General features: G+C 73.8%; 20 protein-coding genes and 2 pseudogenes. 7 read left to right on the top strand and 15 right to left on the bottom strand.

Translation table 11 applies throughout. From position 1 onward, the window contains the following. Positions 1-29 precede the first annotated feature (29 nt). Positions 30-848 (top strand): ABC transporter permease, encoded by an 819-nt coding sequence (locus ABZ135_RS22320; RefSeq protein ID WP_356697967.1) that lies wholly within the window; start codon positions 30-32, stop codon positions 846-848. A 41-nt stretch (positions 849-889) separates the two neighbouring features. Here ABZ135_RS22320 and ABZ135_RS22315 read toward each other — a convergent pair whose 3' ends face one another. From ABZ135_RS22315 to ABZ135_RS22305, 3 genes are all read right to left on the bottom strand, one after another. Further along, positions 890-1,489, bottom strand: coding sequence for an MBL fold metallo-hydrolase (locus ABZ135_RS22315; RefSeq protein ID WP_356697966.1), 600 nt, complete (start codon positions 1,487-1,489; stop codon positions 890-892). A gap of 117 nt (positions 1,490-1,606) precedes the next feature. Further along, a complete protein-coding gene (locus ABZ135_RS22310; RefSeq protein WP_356697965.1) occupies positions 1,607-2,146 on the bottom strand; it encodes an SRPBCC family protein in 540 nt (179 codons plus the stop codon). 44 nt (positions 2,147-2,190) lie between these two features. After that, the gene (locus ABZ135_RS22305; RefSeq protein ID WP_356698046.1) at positions 2,191-2,841 is read right to left on the bottom strand and encodes a TetR family transcriptional regulator; all 651 of its coding nucleotides are present in this window, start codon (positions 2,839-2,841) and stop codon (positions 2,191-2,193) included. Positions 2,842-2,956: 115 nt separating this feature from the next. Between ABZ135_RS22305 and ABZ135_RS22300 the strand changes: the two genes are divergently transcribed. The 3 genes from ABZ135_RS22300 to ABZ135_RS22290 all read left to right on the top strand — a co-directional run bounded on the left by ABZ135_RS22300 (position 2,957) and on the right by ABZ135_RS22290 (position 5,333). Beyond that, entirely contained in the window at positions 2,957-4,141 is a 1,185-nt protein-coding gene (locus tag ABZ135_RS22300; protein ID WP_356697964.1) for an FAD-dependent monooxygenase, read from the top strand. Positions 4,142-4,192: 51 nt separating this feature from the next. Continuing rightward, positions 4,193-4,759 carry a PadR family transcriptional regulator gene (locus ABZ135_RS22295; protein WP_356697963.1) on the top strand — a complete coding sequence of 189 codons (567 nt, stop codon included), beginning with the start codon at positions 4,193-4,195 and terminating at the stop codon, positions 4,757-4,759. A gap of 115 nt (positions 4,760-4,874) precedes the next feature. Beyond that, positions 4,875-5,333 (top strand): peroxiredoxin, encoded by a 459-nt coding sequence (locus ABZ135_RS22290; RefSeq protein ID WP_356697962.1) that lies wholly within the window; start codon positions 4,875-4,877, stop codon positions 5,331-5,333. An 85-nt stretch (positions 5,334-5,418) separates the two neighbouring features. On the opposite strand, the gene ABZ135_RS22285 is transcribed toward ABZ135_RS22290, so the two are convergent. Both ABZ135_RS22285 and ABZ135_RS22280 read right to left on the bottom strand, forming a co-directional pair. Beyond that, positions 5,419-5,745 carry an SHOCT domain-containing protein gene (locus ABZ135_RS22285; protein ID WP_356697961.1) on the bottom strand — a complete coding sequence of 109 codons (327 nt, stop codon included), beginning with the start codon at positions 5,743-5,745 and terminating at the stop codon, positions 5,419-5,421. Positions 5,746-5,749: 4 nt separating this feature from the next. Further along, positions 5,750-6,190: a DUF6325 family protein gene (locus ABZ135_RS22280; protein ID WP_356697960.1), complete on the bottom strand. Its 441-nt coding sequence runs from the start codon at positions 6,188-6,190 to the stop codon at positions 5,750-5,752. An 86-nt stretch (positions 6,191-6,276) separates the two neighbouring features. Between ABZ135_RS22280 and ABZ135_RS22275 the strand changes: the two are divergent. Next, positions 6,277-6,447 (top strand): annotated as a pseudogene (locus tag ABZ135_RS22275) (hemin transporter); the annotation flags it as partial. Between the two features lie 104 nt (positions 6,448-6,551). Beyond that, the gene (locus tag ABZ135_RS22270; protein ID WP_356697959.1) at positions 6,552-7,322 is read left to right on the top strand and encodes a rod shape-determining protein MreC; all 771 of its coding nucleotides are present in this window, start codon (positions 6,552-6,554) and stop codon (positions 7,320-7,322) included. 167 nt (positions 7,323-7,489) lie between these two features. Here the strand turns inward: ABZ135_RS22270 and ABZ135_RS22265 are convergent, their stop codons facing one another. The 3 genes from ABZ135_RS22265 to ABZ135_RS22255 all read right to left on the bottom strand — a co-directional run bounded on the left by ABZ135_RS22265 (position 7,490) and on the right by ABZ135_RS22255 (position 9,460). Further along, on the bottom strand, positions 7,490-7,861 hold the full coding sequence (locus ABZ135_RS22265; protein ID WP_356697958.1) for a peptidase inhibitor family I36 protein: 372 nt from the start codon (positions 7,859-7,861) through the stop codon (positions 7,490-7,492). After that, positions 7,858-8,568, bottom strand: coding sequence for a hypothetical protein (locus ABZ135_RS22260; RefSeq protein WP_356697957.1), 711 nt, complete (start codon positions 8,566-8,568; stop codon positions 7,858-7,860). Before ABZ135_RS22260 ends, ABZ135_RS22265 begins: the two co-directional genes overlap by 4 nt. Positions 8,569-9,082: 514 nt before the next feature. Next, positions 9,083-9,460 (bottom strand): hypothetical protein, encoded by a 378-nt coding sequence (locus ABZ135_RS22255; protein WP_356697956.1) that lies wholly within the window; start codon positions 9,458-9,460, stop codon positions 9,083-9,085. A gap of 61 nt (positions 9,461-9,521) precedes the next feature. On the opposite strand from ABZ135_RS22255, the gene ABZ135_RS22250 reads away from it, so the two are divergent. Further along, the gene (locus tag ABZ135_RS22250) at positions 9,522-10,094 is read left to right on the top strand and encodes a DUF6328 family protein (protein ID WP_356697955.1); all 573 of its coding nucleotides are present in this window, start codon (positions 9,522-9,524) and stop codon (positions 10,092-10,094) included. Between the two features lie 48 nt (positions 10,095-10,142). Here ABZ135_RS22250 and ABZ135_RS22245 read toward each other — a convergent pair whose 3' ends face one another. From ABZ135_RS22245 to ABZ135_RS22215, 7 genes and pseudogenes are all read right to left on the bottom strand, one after another. Further along, the gene (locus tag ABZ135_RS22245) at positions 10,143-11,690 is read right to left on the bottom strand and encodes an ATP-dependent DNA ligase (RefSeq protein WP_356697954.1); all 1,548 of its coding nucleotides are present in this window, start codon (positions 11,688-11,690) and stop codon (positions 10,143-10,145) included. A gap of 123 nt (positions 11,691-11,813) precedes the next feature. After that, on the bottom strand, positions 11,814-12,698 hold the full coding sequence (locus ABZ135_RS22240) for a DUF6397 family protein (protein ID WP_356698045.1): 885 nt from the start codon (positions 12,696-12,698) through the stop codon (positions 11,814-11,816). A gap of 198 nt (positions 12,699-12,896) precedes the next feature. Continuing rightward, positions 12,897-13,019 (bottom strand): annotated as a pseudogene (locus ABZ135_RS22235) (hypothetical protein); the annotation flags it as partial. Between the two features lie 128 nt (positions 13,020-13,147). Beyond that, positions 13,148-13,561: a roadblock/LC7 domain-containing protein gene (locus ABZ135_RS22230; protein WP_356697953.1), complete on the bottom strand. Its 414-nt coding sequence runs from the start codon at positions 13,559-13,561 to the stop codon at positions 13,148-13,150. Between the two features lie 75 nt (positions 13,562-13,636). After that, positions 13,637-14,251 (bottom strand): ATP/GTP-binding protein, encoded by a 615-nt coding sequence (locus tag ABZ135_RS22225; RefSeq protein ID WP_356697952.1) that lies wholly within the window; start codon positions 14,249-14,251, stop codon positions 13,637-13,639. After that, positions 14,232-14,696, bottom strand: coding sequence for a DUF742 domain-containing protein (locus ABZ135_RS22220; protein ID WP_356697951.1), 465 nt, complete (start codon positions 14,694-14,696; stop codon positions 14,232-14,234). The genes ABZ135_RS22225 and ABZ135_RS22220 overlap by 20 nt, the downstream gene beginning before the upstream one ends. Before the next feature lie 14 nt (positions 14,697-14,710). Then, positions 14,711-15,127 carry a roadblock/LC7 domain-containing protein gene (locus tag ABZ135_RS22215; protein WP_356698044.1) on the bottom strand — a complete coding sequence of 139 codons (417 nt, stop codon included), beginning with the start codon at positions 15,125-15,127 and terminating at the stop codon, positions 14,711-14,713.

Below are 15,127 nucleotides of genomic sequence, written 5' to 3'. Positions count from 1 at the left end.
AACCGTCACCCCGCGGAAGGACCCTCCCGATGAACCTCTCCCGTCCCGCGCGGATCGCGCTGCGCACCGCGGCCGGGCTCGGCTTCGCCGTGATCTATCTGCCGCTGCTGCTCGTCCTGCTCGGCTCGCTCAACCCGGACCGTTCGGCGAGCTGGCCGCCGCCCGGGCTCACCCTGAAGTGGTGGTCGGCCGCCTGGAACAACGAGGGGGCCCGCGAGGCCCTGTGGACCTCGGTGCGGGCGGGGCTCGCGGCGACGGCCGTGGCGCTCGTGCTCGGCACCCTCATCGCCTTCGCCGTGCACCGGCACACGTTCTTCGGGCGGGAGGCGGTGTCGTTCGCGGTGGTGCTGCCGATCGCGCTGCCCGGCATCGTCACGGGCATCGCGCTCAACTCCGCCTTCGGGACGGTCCTCGAACCGCTCGGCGTGGGCCTCGGGCTCTTCACGGTGATCGTCGGGCACGCGACCTTCTGCATCGTGGTCGTCTTCAACAACGTGGTCGCGCGGCTGCGGCGGATGCCGGGCTCCTACGAGGAGGCGGCGATGGACCTGGGCGCCCACACCTTCCGCACCTTCTGGGACATCACCTTCCCGCGGCTGCGCTCGGCGCTGCTCGCCGGCGCGCTCCTCGCCTTCGCCCTCTCCTTCGACGAGGTCGTGGTCACCACGTTCACGGCCGGACCCGGCGTGCAGACCCTGCCCTTGTGGATCTTCGACAACATGACACGGCCTCAGCAGGCCCCGGTGGTGAGTGTGGTGGCGGCGGTGCTGGTCCTGCTGTCGGTGATCCCGATCTACGCGGCGCAGCGGCTGTCCTCGGACACGGCGGGCGGCGGAGGGCGGGTCTGACGGGCCCGCATCCGCGTGCGCCGGCCCCCGCCGCCCGGACGTCAGCGCGGTGTCGCGGCGGTCGGTGCGAAGGGGGCGCCGTGGCCGGGGACGACGAGGACCGGCGCGAGGTCCAGGACGGCCCGGCGCGAGGCGTGCAGGGCCTCGGGGTCGGTGGCGTAGGGATCCTCCACGGGACCGTCGGCGGACCACCAGAGGTGGGTGAGGACGACGAGCCCCTCGGCCGTGTCAACGAGGGTGCTGATGTCCTCGGGCGTGTGGCCCGGGGTGGCGGCGAGCCGGATCGACGGCGAGAGCGCGAAACCGTCGGCCGGGCGGTCGGTCCACAGGTCGTCCTGGTAGATCGCCCAGTGGTCGTGATAGCGGGCCGCCGGGAAGAGTGCCGCGTTGAGCGTGTGATCCGGGTGGTGATGGCTGAAGACCACGTCCGTGACCTGGTCGGGCGTCACGCCCGCGTCGGCGAGCGGTCCGAGGATCAGACCGCGGTCGGCGACCATCCCGGGATCGACGACCACGACCGTGTCGCCGTCACGGAGCAGGGTGACGGTGGAGGCGGTGCGCGGTCCGACGTAACCGGCGGTCAGGACGGTCACGGTGGCGGGAGGGGCGGAGGAGGCGGCGGAAGCGGCGGCAGAGGTCATGGGCCGCACGCTAGTGCGCACCGGCCACGCCCTTGGGGGATTTCCAGCCAGAACCAGGGGCCGAATTCCGGCCGAATTCAGTCGGGCGTGGAGAGAGGCGAGCGGGGCGGCGCATGGTCAGCGGGGGACCTCCGGGAGTTCCTCCCCCGTCTCCAGGAGCGACTTGAGACTGGAGATCAGCGCCGGCCAGCCTTCGGCGACGAGCGCGCGGATGGTGCCACGGGGGTCCAGGTCGTCGTGGACGACGGTCAGCTTGACCATGTCCCCGGCCGGTTCGATCCGGTACGTGACCTTGGAGCGGCCCTCCTCCCTGAGGCGCGCGTACACGTCCTCGCCGATGCCGACGGCCAGGGCCCACTCGGGCGTGAAGGTGTGCCAGGTGTACGAGAGCAGCCGTCCGGGCTCGGCGGCGAGGACGACCTGGGCGGGGTCCGAGGTGGTCCTGCCGCCCTCCTCCCAGACCATGGTCGAGCCGGCGGTCCAGTCGCTCTCGAAGGCCACGCCCCAGTAGCGGCGGGTGAAGACCGGATCGGTGAGCGCCTTCCACAGCTCGTCGGGGGTGGTGCGGATGTACGTGGTGTAGACGAAGGCACGGCCCTCGTCACCGGCGTTGCCGGCCATGCTGGCCGGGCCGGCCGTGCTGGCGTTGCTGTCCATCGGAGCCTGCTCCCTTGCTGACGTCCAGGCGTCCGCCCGTGCGCTCACGGGCGGAGGGCCGCCGCCACGAGCCCCTCGATCGCCTCGTTTACGCCGGTCGCGTCGGTCGCGGCGTACGTGTCGGTCGTGCCGGTCGGCTCGTTCGTTCCGGTCGGCTCGTTCGCCTCGGCCGCCCGGCTCATCGCCTCCTCTCCGGCGACCACCCGGTCGAGGACCAGTCCGTCCACGCAGGCGAGCAGCGTCAGTGTGCGGGCTTCGGGATCCACGACGCCCCGGGCGGCGAGGAAGGACCGGACCGCCTCGCGCCCCGGGTTCTCCCTCGGCACCAGGATGTCTCGCAGTTCGGGGTCTCGCACGCTCTCCAGGACGCAGGCGTAGCGGGCGAGGGAACGGCGCCGCCCCTCTCCCCGGGTCCTGGCGGCGACCAGGGCGGCGAGGCCCCGCACGAGGTCGTCGGCCGTACGGAACTCCGGGGCACGCGCGGCCGCCGCCGTGAGCTCCGCCTGGTCCAGCTCGACCAGGCGGCGGACCAGTCCGGTGAGCAGGGCCGAACGGGTGCGGTAGTACGCGGAGGTCGTCCCCGCGGGGAGCCCGGCGGCGGCGTCGACGGCCCGGTGGGTCAGACCGCGCATGCCGGCGTCGGCGAGGACGCCGAGCGCGGCGTCGGCGAGCAGGGTGCGGCGGGCGGGAGCCAGAGGGGCGCGGCGAGTCGAGGAAGTCACCCCTTCTTTCTACACCTGTAGAGACGGGCGCTACGCTTCTACACCTGTAGAAAGCGAACCGGGCACGAACCGAGAGAGAGGCATGGCCATGGGCCACACCGCCGTCGTCGTCGGCGCGGGAATCGGCGGTCTCGCCGCCGCCGTAGGACTCCAGCGCATCGGCTGGGAGGTGACCGTCGTCGACCGCTCCCCCGTCCTCGCCGACGCGGGCGCCGGCATCTCCCTCGCGGCCAACGGCATCCGCGCCCTCGACGCGCTCGGGCTGGGCGCCGCCGTACGCGCCGCCGGGCGCGGCCAGTACACCGGAGGCACCCGCACCCCCGGCGGCTCGTGGCTCGCCCGCATGGACGGCGCCGTGCTCGAACGCGCCCTCGGCTCCCCCATCGTCGGCATCCCGCGGGCCGAGCTGCACCGGCTGCTGCGGGCCGCGCCGAAGCCGGGCACCCTGCGTACGGGCCTGACGGCCACGGCCGCCACAACCCTCGCGAGCGGCCGCGCCCGCGTGGAGTTCGGGCCCGGGAGCGAGCCGCTGGAGGCGGATCTGGTCGTCGCCGCCGACGGGATCGGCAGCCGTCTCCGTACCGCCCTGTTCCCCGGACATCCGGGGCCGGTGCACAGCGGCTCGACCGTGCTGCGGGCGATCACGCACCGGCCGGTGGACCTCCGTACCGACTTCGAGCTCACCTGGGGACGCGGGGCCGAGTTCGGGCACATCGCGTTCACCGACGGACGCGCCGAGTGGCACGCGGTCCTCAACGCGCCGGCCGGAGTGCGGCACGCCGACCCCCTCGCGGTGCTGCGCCGGCGCTTCGCCGGCTGGCACGACCCGATCCCGGAGCTGCTGGCCGCGACCCGCGCCGAGGACGTCCTGCACCACGACGTGGCCGAACTGGCGACGCCGCTGCCGTCGTTCGTCTCCGGGCGGGTGGCGCTGCTCGGGGACGCCGCGCACGCGATGACGCCGAACCTCGGGCAGGGCGCCTGCCAGGCGCTGGAGGACGCCGTGGTCCTCGCGGCGGAGCTCGACCGTACGGACGACGTCGACATCGACGCCGCGCTCGCCCGCTACGACGCCGTACGGCGCCCGCGCACCACGGCCGTCGCCGCGGCGGCCCGGCGGGCGGGCCGGATGGGGCAGCAGCTCAGCCATCCGCTCGCCGTGCCCCTGCGCAACACCCTGCTGCGGCTTGCGCCCTCGGGCGCCGCGGTGCGGGCGATCCTGCGCCACGCCGCCTGGACCCCGCCTCTCACCAGGTCTTTCGCGGGTGAGTAGGGAGTGAATAGGTGTGGAGGAAACTATTCAACGGACTGCTAGTTTGTCCGGATGTCTCTGAAGCACGCTGTTCTGGCGGCTCTCCTGGAGGGAGAGGCGTCGGGGTACGACCTGGCCAAGCTCTTCGACGTGTCGGTGGCCGACTTCTGGGCGGCGACGCCGCAGCAGCTCTACCGCGAGCTGGAGCGGCTCTCCGAGGCCGGTCTCATCGCGGCCCGCGTGGTGCAGCAGGAACGCCGCCCCAACAAGCGCATGTTCACGCTCACCGAGGCGGGCCGGCAGGACCTCGTGGCGTACACCGCGCACCCGCCGAAGCCGACGGCGGTGCGCGACGAGCTGATGGTGCAGGTGCAGGCATGCGACCAGGGGGACACGGCGGCGGTCCGTACGCATGTGCGCGATCGGATGGAGCATGCGCGGGCGAAGCTCGCGCGCTACGCCCGCATGCGGGAGCGGATGCTCGACGGGCGGGACGAGGACGTCTATCTGCGCGAGGTCGAGCGGGTCGGTCCGTATCTGACCCTGCTGCGCGGCATCGCCTTCGAGGAGGAGAACGTGCGCTGGGGCGAGCGGGCCCTGGCGGTCCTCGCCGAGCGTGCGACCGTCCGGGAGACGTGAGGAGTGGGGCGGAGAGCGGGCGGGGGCGGCGCATCCGACGGAGGAGGAGAGCGGACGTCCACAGGGCGCCCAGGGCGGGTGACGCCTTGGCTACCGTGGGGTAACGTCCGTGCGCATGAACGTCGGTGACATCGTCGAGGACTTCACCCTGCCGGACGAGACGGGGCGGCCCCGCTCGCTCTCCGGGCTGCTGGCCGAAGGTCCTGTCGTCCTCTTCTTCTATCCGGCGGCCCTCACGCCCGGCTGCACCGCGGAGGCGTGCCACTTCCGTGACCTGGTGGGCGAGTTCCAGGCGGTCGGAGCCCGGCCCGTCGGCATCAGTACGGACGAGGTGGAGCGCCAGCGGGAGTTCGCCGACCGACACTCGCTCGGGTATCCGCTGCTGTCCGACCCGTCGGGCGCGATACGCGACCGGTTCGGGGTGAAGCGCGGATTCTCGCTCGCGCCGACCAAGCGGGTCACCTTCGTCATCGACGAGGACCGAAAGGTCTTGGAGGTCGTCCGCAGCGAACTGCGGATGAGCGCCCACGCCGACCGTGCGCTGGCGGCGCTCCGGGCCCGCGGCCGGGGCTGAACGGACGCGGTCATGGCCGAGCGGCGGCAGGGCCGGCCGGTGTGCGGACCGGTCGTCCGGACCGATCGTCCGGATCGGTGCGGTGTCAGGTGCCCAGCAGCTTCGCCTTGGCCGCCGCGAACTCCTCCGGCGTGAGCAGACCCTGCTGCGCGAGGTCGCCCAGCCGGGCCAACTGGTCCGGGATCGACGGTCCTCCCTCGGCCCAGGACGCGGTCGGCGGCGGGCCGGACTGCGACGGTGCCGGCGCCGGCGCCGGCTGGGCGGTGGTCTCCTGGGGCGGGGCCTGCCGGGCGGTGCGGGCGGCGCCGCGGCCCGCCGCGTAGGCGGCCCCACCGACCAGGGCGCCCCGCAGCAGTGGCGCTCCGACGGGCCGCACGACCGGGCGGACGAGGGGGCGACGGCGCAGGAACATCCCGTCAGCTCCTTCCGGACGCGGCCTCGGCGACGGCCTCGCGATAGGCGGCCCGCGCCTGCTCCACGAACTCGTGCGGAACGGCGACCCGTCCGGCGACGTACCCGTCCGCCTCCCGGATCGCCTCCGCGGCCCGCGCCGCCCAGACGTGTTCGACGAGCAGCATCAGCGCGCAGGAGCCGGGTTCCAGGGTCGCGCCCACCTCGGCGGCGTCCTCGGGGCCGAGCAGGTTGGCCTCGGGACCGAGCTCGGCGACCGCGTCCTCGAACTCCTCGTACTCGGCGAGCTCGGAGCTCCACACCTCTCCGGCGGCCGTCTTCGTGACGACCAGCGAGTCGATCAGCCGCACCTGACCGGCCCGGCGCAGGTCGGCGACGGCGGTCACCGCGGCGACCTTGAGCCGTTCGCCGGGAAAGGCGAGCACCAGACATTCCACCGGCCCCATGGGACTCCCTCTCGGACGAGCGCCGCGCCCTCCGCGTACGCGGGGACGCCCGCCCATCCGACCACGACCTGCGCCGGCCCGCAGCCCGAGCGGACGTCACGGAGCTCGTCCTGTCGGCGGGTGTGACGGCGTACCTGTGCGGTCCGCTGCCCTTCATGCGTGGCGTGCGCGGTGACCTCCTCGCCCTCGGGGTGGCTCCGGCGGACATCCACTGCGTGGTCTTCGGCCCTGATCGGTGGCTCGGCGCCCCGGCCTGAGAATCCCCGCCCACCTGGGATCCTCGGAGCCCTGGTGCAATTCGCCTGAATATTGCATAGTGATGCCGCGATTTCACCTGAGGATCAGCGGCAGGAGCGGGCGGATGGGTACGGCGCACGGAGCGGTGCGAGGGTCGGCGGGCGCGGTCCGCGGGCTCGCCCTCGACATCGGCAGTTCCCGCACCCGGGTGTGGGCGCCGGGCCGGGGCGTGATCGCGGACGTACCGAGCGGACCGGTCCTGCGCGGCCGGGTCACGGACGCCGCGTCGCACCGGCGGCTGCTGCGGAAGGTGGCGGCATCGGCGTTCGGCGGCGCCGCGCTCGACGGCGGCCTCGGGGACACCGTCGTCATGCTCTGCCACCCCGTCCTGGCGGGTATGGAGCAGCGGGAGGCGGCCCGTCGGGTGGTGGCCGGTCTCGGGCCCGCCCGGGTCGTGTCGGTGGACAGCGCGCGAGCCGCCGCGGCCTACGCGGGTCCTGCGGGCGGCGGTCCCCTGCTCGTCGTGGACCTGGGCGCGGAGCTCACCGAGGTCACGCTGCTCGTCGACGGTCTGGTCCAGGACGCCCGGCTGGCCGAGGTCGGCCTCGACGACCTGTCGGAGCCGACCGGTTCGCCCGCCGCGGTCGTGCACACGGCAGCGGACATGGTGAGGGACCTGTGGCGGTGCGACTCGACGGGCGCCGTCCGGGGAGCGCTGCGGCGCGGCGTCCTGGTCACCGGCGGCGGCGCGCTGCGCCTCGACCTGACGAGCCGGCTCGCCCTCCGTCTCGGGGTGCGGCTGCGTCTCGCCAACGACCCCGCCACCAGCGCAGTCCGCGGCGCGGGCCTCCTGCTGTCCTCGGCCCTCGGCGACCCTCCGACGGCCGCCGGCTGACCTCGCGTCCGGCCGCCGTCCGGGTCGGTGACGAGCACTCCCGTACGGGGCGGCGGCACCGCGGGCACGCACGCCGTCGTTCGCGTGCCGCGCTGTGCTTGAGCACCCTGCCCGTCCGCCGCGCGGGCGCGGGGCGGACGGGCAGGGTGCGCAGTGCGCGGCCGGGATCAGCAGCCGGTGGCCCAGATGTGGGAGTCGCCTCGGTCGTTGGCGGCGCCGTTGTAGCCGACCTCCTGGCCCGGGGCGAGGCAGATCGTCATGGAGCCGCCCTGCCAGGCGGACTCGTAGACCTGGACGTGGTCCTTGATTCCGGCTCCGGAGATGCCGTGGTTGGCCCAGGACGAGTCGGTGTCGGAGATCCAGCCCTCCCACCAGCCGTCGTCACCGCTCCAGTTGGCCCGCTGTCCGCCGAAGTTGGCGTCCTGCCAGACGCAGAAGTGCCCGGACGGACACTCGGCGGCCGTGGCCGGCGCGGTCAGGGCGAGGCCGCCGGTGAGGGCGAGGAGTGCCGCCGCGGCGGGGCCGAGGAGTCGCTTCATGAAGCGTCGTTGCCTTTCGTTTCGGTGGTGGTCGCGGACAGCTCGGCTGCCCGCAGCAGTGCGCGGGCGCGCAGCCGCTCGTAGGTGGCGAGCTGGTCGCGGTGCAGGGTGCGCACGGTGGCCAGTTCGGCGGGTTCGAGTCGTGCCTTGACTGCGGCGAGCCCGCTCTCGCGGGTGCAGCGGTCGGCGACGACCGGGTCGGGGCGGCCGGTGCGCGGCCCACCCGCGGGGGCGGCGCACCGGGTCCAGCGATCGAGGGCGGCCCGGTGGGCCGGATCGTCCTTCATCCGGGCCTGGGCCTCGGCGCGCAGGTTGTCGACGGTGACCTGGGCCCGGAACCAGCGGTTCTGGTCGCCGTAGAGGTTCGCCCGCGCGGCGGCGACACAGCCGTCGCTGTTGGCGGTCACGGTGAGGCCAGTGGCGAGGGTGAGCGAGAGCTCGCGGGGTTTCTTGCCGAACAGGGCGGTCTGGAGGCGGGCGTCCTCGGCCGGGGCCCTGGGCTGGGCGGCCGGTCTCAGGGTGAGGCCCTGAGCGCTGAGGCAGTCGACGACGAGCCGGTGCTCGGCGGCCTTCAGGATGCGGTCCTGTTCCTGCCGTGAGGGGGGTGCGGCGGCGGGTGCGGCGGGCCCCGGGCGGGCCGTGGCGCAGCCGGCGAGGACGAGGGCGGCGGTGGCCGTGATGATCGCGCGGCGGGTGGCGTGGTGCATGGATTCCCCTGGTGGCGGGCCTGGTGACGCTGGTCGGCGGGGGTGATCGCGCCGGTTTCGTGGCGATCAATGCCCGGTGCCGAACGGGCCATGCGGAGGGACACGGCGACTCACCCGAAGGGGTCGAATGCGCCGGAGCGTGCGCCGCCAACAGGGTGTTCGAGAGGCTCACGGGGAGGGTGTGGGGGGGGAGCGCGCGGCGGCAGCCGGGAGACGACAAAGCCCCGGTTGGACGGGGGATTCCAACCGGGGCTGATTGCCGTGACGCAGGAAGGGCGGTCACCTCTCGGTGGGGGGGACCGAGGGGACCGGGCCCCTTCGCCGTCACATACAGATGAACGATAAACCTTCCCTCATTGTTCCGTCGTGTCCCCTGTGCCGGATGTGAGGGACCTCACCCTGTTTGGGCGCTTCGGCCGCCGGGCGCCGGACTGCCGGAGACCCGGGTGCCCGCGTGCGCGACGACCCCGGGCGGCGCCCGTCCGCTCCGCCCGGGGAGTCTCGGTCACGTCGGTCAGCGGGACGCGAGGAGGAGCCGCGCCTCGGTCTCCTGATCGCCGGAGACGGATTGCAGGGACTGGATCTCGAACGTGCGGGCCAGGACCTTCTCCACCTCGTCCACGGCGTGGTACCCACCGGTGAGCAGGGCTCCGACCATTCCGGTGAGCCGGACGGGCGGTGTCTCCTCGTGGCGGCCGCCGGCCGTGTCGAAGGTGGCCATCCAGACGGTGGGGGCGGGCCCGGTGACCGCCTCCGGGCCCGGTGCCGTCACGTCCTCGAGCTGGTAGGTGCGGTCGAGGACGTCGAAGACGGCCTGGGCGTCCTCCCGGCAGCAGTCGCTTAGCTGCACGGTGACATCGGTGTCGATGTGCAAGTCGTACACGGCGCTCATCTCCTCGTGTGCCGCTTCCAGCATCCCTCGCGGCGGCGCGTCCCGCGAGGTTCGTGGCACCGTGGACGCAGGGACGGAGCGCGACCCGGGAGGCGCCGTGGCCGGAGGCGGAGAGGGACCCAGGAAGCACGACGACGGATGGGACGCCGACGGCCTCTACCGGGGCCGGCACGAGACGCCCGAGGAGAACGCGGACCGGCGCTGGACCGAGCTGATGCAGGAGATCCGGGTCGCCCAGACGGGCGTACAGATCCTCTTCGGTTTCCTCCTGACGGTCGTCTTCACCCCCCGTTTCCCCGAGCTGCCGCAGAGCGACCGGGTGATCTACATCGTCACGGTCACGCTGGGCGCCGCCGCGACCGGGGCCCTGATCGGCCCGGTCTCCTTCCACCGGATCGTCACGGGGCGCCGGATCAAGCCCCGGGCGGTGGTCTGGGCGTCCCGGCTGACCTTCGTGGGCCTGGTACTGCTCTTCGCCACCCTGGGCGCCGCGCTCCTGCTCGTGCTGCGCGTGGCCACCGGGGCGACGTACGTTCCCTGGCTGGTGGCCGGGCTCCTCGTCTGGTACCTGCTCTGCTGGTTCGCGCTGCCCCTGTGGGTCCGCCACCGCCACACGAGCCGCCCGCGCGACTGACGGGACGACGATGACCGCCGCTGCGGCCAGGGCGGACGGGGCGGCGGCTCAGCCGCCGGCGAGGACCCGCTCGACGGTGTCCGCCTCGGCGGCGGGCTTGTCGGGGCGGTGGCGTACGACACGGGCGAACCGCAGCGTCACTCCGGCCGGGTAGCGGGTGGAGCGCTGGAGCCCGTCGTAGGCGATCTCGACGACCAGCTCGGGACGTACCCGGACGGTGAAGCCGTCGTCCTCCACGGCCAGTTCGCCCAGCCGCTCGGTCTGCCAGCGCAGCATCTCGTCGGTGAGCCCCTTGAACGTCTTGCCGAGCATGACGAACGTGCCGTCGGCGGCGCGGGCCCCGAGGTGCAGGTTGGACAGCAGCCCGGTGCGCCGCCCGTGGCCCCGTTCCGCGGCGAGGATCACGAGGTCGAGCGTGTGGACCGGTTTCACCTTCAGCCAGGTGCGCCCTCGGCGTCCGGCGACGTAGGGCGCGTCGAGGGCCTTGACGAGGACGCCTTCGTGGCCGCGGGCCAGGGTGTCCCGGAAGAAGTGTTCGCCCGCTTCGACCGCGGCCGGGTCGTCGGGGTCGCCGACCACGGTGCGGCGCACCCGCAGCGGCTCGGGCAGCAGCCGGGCGAGGACGGCGTGCCGCTCGTGTCCCGGCCGGTCGACCAGCACCTCGCCGTCCGCCGCGAGGACGTCGAAGAAGACCGGCGACAGCGGCAGGGCGGCCCGCGCGGTCGCCACGTCGAGGCGGGAGCCGACTCGGGAGGCGATGTCCTGGAAGGCCAGGGGCCGGCCCGTCGCCGGGTCCAGGGCGATCACCTCACCGTCCAGGACGAACGCGTCGCCCTCCGTCTCCCGGGCCGTGGCGACGACCTCGGGGAGCCGGTCGGTGATGTCGTCGAGGGAGCGGGTGTAGACACGGACCTCGTCGCCGCGCCGGTGCACCTGGACGCGGATCCCGTCGAGCTTCTCCTCGACCACACACGGGCCGAGGGCCGCGACGGCCTCGGTGACGCTGCCCGCCGTGTGGGCGAGCATCGGCTGCACGGGGCTGCCGACCCGCAGGGTGAAGCGCTCCAGGGCGGCCGGCCCCTCGGCGAGGACGGCCCGGGCGACCCTGGGCAGCGATCCTTCGAGCATGACGGCCCGCCGCAGCTCCTCGGCCGGGACCGCGGCCGCCTTGGCGACGCCTTCGAGGGCGACGGCGTCGAGGGCGCCCTGACGGACCTCGCCGGAGAGCAGACGCAGCAGGAACTCCTGCTCGGGCAGGGTCGCGGCGGCCAGAAGGTCGCGCACCAGCCCGGTCCGCCGGGCCTGCGCCCCGGCCCCGGAGACGGCCGCCAGGGCGGTCATCGCCGCGTCGGTGTCGGCGAGGGTGAGGGCGGGACTCGGCGCGGGAGGCACGGCCGGCGGGAGGACGTTCTTGATCACGCTCCAGCCGACCCCGATCCGCCCCTGCGGGAGCCGTCCCGACAGATAGGCGATGACGAGCGGACTCTCCTCGGGCTCGGCCTCCGCAAACAGCTCGGCGAGCAGTCCGGTCTTCCGCGACCGGGCCGCCGTGGCGGCGACCTGGCCCGACACGTCCGCGACCCGGGCAAGGAGCATGCGCCCATCCTGCCCGCGAGCAACCCGAATCGCACCCCGGCCACCCCTGTCGACGCCGGGGAACCTGCCGCTCTGCCACCCCCTCCCCCGGGTGGACCTCGCGGGCCCGGGCGCGCCGGCCGACTAGCGGGGCGTGGCCTCCTTCCGTCTGCGCAGCCGGTCGAGCAGGCTGCGCCGGATCCGCCGACCGGGCGGGCGGGTGACGGCCACCGGACGGACGGGCCCTGCCGCTCCGGGCCAGGGAGCGGGCCCGCCACCGGTGGCGGGCGTCGCGATCTCCGCCCGTACGGTCGGCGCGGCGGGCAGACTCGGCACCGGGGACAGGGTGGGGCGGGGCGGCCCGATGGGTGCGAGGGGCGCGGCAAGGGAGGTCGAGGCGGCCATGCCCGGTAGCGGCGCCTGGCGTTCGGCGCGGGCCTCGTCCAGGGCGAGGGCGAGGCTCATCCGGTGCCAGAGGATCTCGTCGGGATCGTCCGCGAGCAGCAGGCGGTCGGCGATCTCCCGGGCGGCCGGGGCGCTCGGCCGCCAACTGGGCGGCGCGGGACGCAGCCGGTCCAGATAGGCCCGTTCGAAGGGATCGTCAACGACCTCGGCGAGCTGGACGGGGTCGAGGAGCGAGGCGATGGCGGCCGCGCGCGTCCAGGGGTCGTCGTCGGCCCGCAGCAGTATCCCGAGCCGTCGGGCCCGCCAGTTGCGCGGCCGCCAGTCCTCGCCGGCGTCCGAGCGCGTGCGGATGTCCACGGGCAGCCGGCCGGTGAGGAGTCCCGGGTGGGTGAGGGCGAACTCGCTCAGCTCGGCGGCGGGATAGAGCCAGACGACGGCCCTGTAGCGGTTGACGTAGAACCGCACGGGGCTGAAGTGGCCCGTCCTGGCCAGCCGGGCGAAGCGGTCGCGGGTGACCGAGAGCAGATGCGCACCCTCGGTCGTCCCGACGGCCCGGACCCGCTCGCGCAGTCCGTGCGGGAAGTCCGGGGCAGCTTTCAGTCGCGCGATCTCGCTTTGGGCCACGCGCCGCCGCACCACGTCCCCGCAGAGGCCCGGGGGCCCTGAGCTCGTCCCCGAGCCCCAGCCCCCGCCCGGGCCGGCTCCGCCTCCGGCTCCAACCCCGGTTCTGGTTCCGGTTCCGATCCCGGCTCCGATCCCCGTTCCGATGCCGGCTCCTCTTTCAGGCGCGGAACCCGACGGGCCGAGGACCGGCACCGTGCGCACGAGTCCCAGGTGGACCGCCAGCCGGAACTCGTCGCGCTTCAGCCCCAGTTCCTGTGCGGCCCGCCCCGGCGCCACCGTGCCCCCGTCGCCCGTCTCGGTCTTCTCTGTCGTCCCGTCCATGGTCATGCGGTCGGTCCTTCCCCCGTGCGTCGTTCGGCTCGAACACTTTCAGTGATGACCGTAACGCAGAGTGACAACTTCCCGCTCGCCCTGTGGATAACTTCCCAGGCGCCCGCCCGGAGCGAGAGTCAGAGCTCGGCGATCCCCCGGCCGCCGGGCTGCCGCGCCGCCACGCCCAGATGCTCACCGACCCGGTTGACCAGCAGCGTCATCTCGTAGGCGACCTGGCCGACATCGGCCTCGGCGGCGCTCAGGACGCACAGGCAACTGCCCTCGCCGGCGGCCGTCACGAACAGCAGCGCCTCGTCGAACTCGACCATCGTCTGCCGGGCCCGGCCCGCCTTGAAGTGCCGCCCCGAACCGCGCGCCAGACTGTGCAGGCCCGAGGAGACCGCTGCCAGGTGCTCGGCGTCCTCCCGCTCCAGGCCGCTGCTCGCCCCCGTCACCAGCCCGTCGTTCGACAGCACCAGTGCGTGCCGTATCGAGTCGACCCGTCGCGTCAAGTCGTCCAGGAGCCAGTCGAGTTCCTTGTCGAGCGCCATGCCTGTCCTCCCCCTGTGCGGTGCATGCGTCGCCTCAGCCTTACGCACTGTCGTGGACAGGGCAAGCACCTGCCCTCACCCCACCGAGTCCAGGAGTCGCGCCGTGTGGATCCGTCCCGCGTACTCGACGAGCCGGATGAGCACCTCCTTGCCGGAGTCGCGGTCCCTCGCGTCGCACAGCACCACCGGCGTACCGCGGTCCAGGTCCAGGGCGCGCGAGACGTCGTGCGCCCCGTAGGTGCGGGCGCCGGCGAAGCAGTTGACGGCCACGACGAACGGGATCCCGCGGTGCTCGAAGTAGTCCACGGCAGGGAAGCAGTCCTCCAGGCGGCGGGTGTCGGCGAGGACGACCGCGCCGAGCGCCCCCTGGGACAGTTCGTCCCACAGGAACCAGAAGCGGTCCTGACCCGGCGTTCCGAAGAGGTAGAGCGAGAGCCCGGACCGGATGGTGATCCGGCCGAAGTCCATGGCGACGGTCGTGGTGGTCTTCCGGTCCACTCCCTCGGTGTCGTCCACGGACTCCCCCGCTCGGCTGAGCTGTTCCTCGGTCCGCAGGGGGCGGATCTCGCTGACCGCGCCGACCAGGGTGGTCTTGCCGACCCCGAAGCCGCCGGCGACCAGGATCTTCAGGGCGAGGACCGTGGGGTCCACGTCGCCGGCGGGGGTGCTCTCAGAGCGCTCGTAGGCCATCGATGACTTCCCTCAGGATCCGTTCGTCAGGGAGCTGGGCGGGCGGGACGGGACGGCTGACCTTCACGAAGCCCGCTTCGAGGAGGTCGCCCAGGAGGACCCGGACCACCCCGACGGGGAGGTCGGCGTCGGCGGCCAGTTCGGCGACCGACTGCGTCTCGGCCCGGCAGAGCCCGAGCAGGGCCCGGTGTTCGGGGCCGAGCAGGGACTCCTCGGCCCGGCCCGGCGGGTCGTCGTCGACGACGACGAGCGCGATGAGGTCGAACCGCACGTTGCTCGGTCCGGGGCGGGTGCGGCCGCCGGTCATGGCGTACGGCCGTACGAGCGGCCCCGCCTCGGCGTCGTACCACCGACCGTCCGGTACGGCCCGGCCGTCGCCCGTGCCGTCTCCGGTGCCGTCACCGATGCGGTCGCCGGTGTCGTCGCCCGTACTGTCCTCGTTCATGGAAGGTCTCCGGGTCAGCCGGCGGCGGGCGGGGTCACCGTGAGCCGCGGCGGGGTGTGCAGGTGCTCGCCGACCCGTTTCACCAGGCGGGCCATCTCGTAGGCGATGAGGCCGATGTCGGCGTGGGCGGTGCTGAGCACGGCCAGGCAGGAGCCGTCCCCGGCCGCCGCCACGAAGAGGAAGCCGTCGTCCATCTCGACCATCGTCTGGCGCACGCCGCCGGTGTGGAACTGCCGTCCGGCGCCCTTGGCGAGGCTGTGGAAGCCGGAGGCGATGGCGGCCAGGTGCTCGGCGTCCTCCCGGCTCAGACCGCTGGAGGCGCCGACGGCGAGCCCGTCGTTGGAGAGCACCACCGTGTGGCGGACCTCGCGGACACGCGTGACGAGGTCGTCCAGGAGCCAGTCGAGCTCTCCGGAGCGGTGGTGGGACAT

It is taken from the genome of Streptomyces sp. NPDC006339 (assembly GCF_040612775.1).
Classification (GTDB): Bacteria; Actinomycetota; Actinomycetes; order Streptomycetales; family Streptomycetaceae; genus Streptomyces.
Note: the sequence above shows the minus strand (reverse complement) of the source record. Positions and strands in the feature narration are given on the sequence as shown.

Coding starts and splice junctions, on each gene's coding strand:
- ABZ135_RS22290 (WP_356697962.1), top strand. CDS start 4,875: ATGAACGTCGGTGACATCGTCGAGGACTTCACCCTGCCGGACGAGACG.
- ABZ135_RS22255 (WP_356697956.1), bottom strand. CDS start 9,460: ATGAGCGCCGTGTACGACTTGCACATCGACACCGATGTCACCGTGCAG.
- ABZ135_RS22295 (WP_356697963.1), top strand. CDS start 4,193: ATGTCTCTGAAGCACGCTGTTCTGGCGGCTCTCCTGGAGGGAGAGGCG.
- ABZ135_RS22245 (WP_356697954.1), bottom strand. CDS start 11,690: ATGCTCCTTGCCCGGGTCGCGGACGTGTCGGGCCAGGTCGCCGCCACG.
- ABZ135_RS22215 (WP_356698044.1), bottom strand. CDS start 15,127: ATGTCCCACCACCGCTCCGGAGAGCTCGACTGGCTCCTGGACGACCTC.
- ABZ135_RS22225 (WP_356697952.1), bottom strand. CDS start 14,251: ATGGCCTACGAGCGCTCTGAGAGCACCCCCGCCGGCGACGTGGACCCC.
- ABZ135_RS22310 (WP_356697965.1), bottom strand. CDS start 2,146: ATGGACAGCAACGCCAGCACGGCCGGCCCGGCCAGCATGGCCGGCAAC.
- ABZ135_RS22265 (WP_356697958.1), bottom strand. CDS start 7,861: ATGAAGCGACTCCTCGGCCCCGCCGCGGCGGCACTCCTCGCCCTCACC.
- ABZ135_RS22260 (WP_356697957.1), bottom strand. CDS start 8,568: ATGCACCACGCCACCCGCCGCGCGATCATCACGGCCACCGCCGCCCTC.
- ABZ135_RS22280 (WP_356697960.1), bottom strand. CDS start 6,190: ATGGGGCCGGTGGAATGTCTGGTGCTCGCCTTTCCCGGCGAACGGCTC.
- ABZ135_RS22285 (WP_356697961.1), bottom strand. CDS start 5,745: ATGTTCCTGCGCCGTCGCCCCCTCGTCCGCCCGGTCGTGCGGCCCGTC.
- ABZ135_RS22220 (WP_356697951.1), bottom strand. CDS start 14,696: ATGAACGAGGACAGTACGGGCGACGACACCGGCGACCGCATCGGTGAC.
- ABZ135_RS22300 (WP_356697964.1), top strand. CDS start 2,957: ATGGGCCACACCGCCGTCGTCGTCGGCGCGGGAATCGGCGGTCTCGCC.
- ABZ135_RS22315 (WP_356697966.1), bottom strand. CDS start 1,489: ATGACCTCTGCCGCCGCTTCCGCCGCCTCCTCCGCCCCTCCCGCCACC.
- ABZ135_RS22270 (WP_356697959.1), top strand. CDS start 6,552: ATGGGTACGGCGCACGGAGCGGTGCGAGGGTCGGCGGGCGCGGTCCGC.
- ABZ135_RS22230 (WP_356697953.1), bottom strand. CDS start 13,561: ATGGCGCTCGACAAGGAACTCGACTGGCTCCTGGACGACTTGACGCGA.
- ABZ135_RS22320 (WP_356697967.1), top strand. CDS start 30: ATGAACCTCTCCCGTCCCGCGCGGATCGCGCTGCGCACCGCGGCCGGG.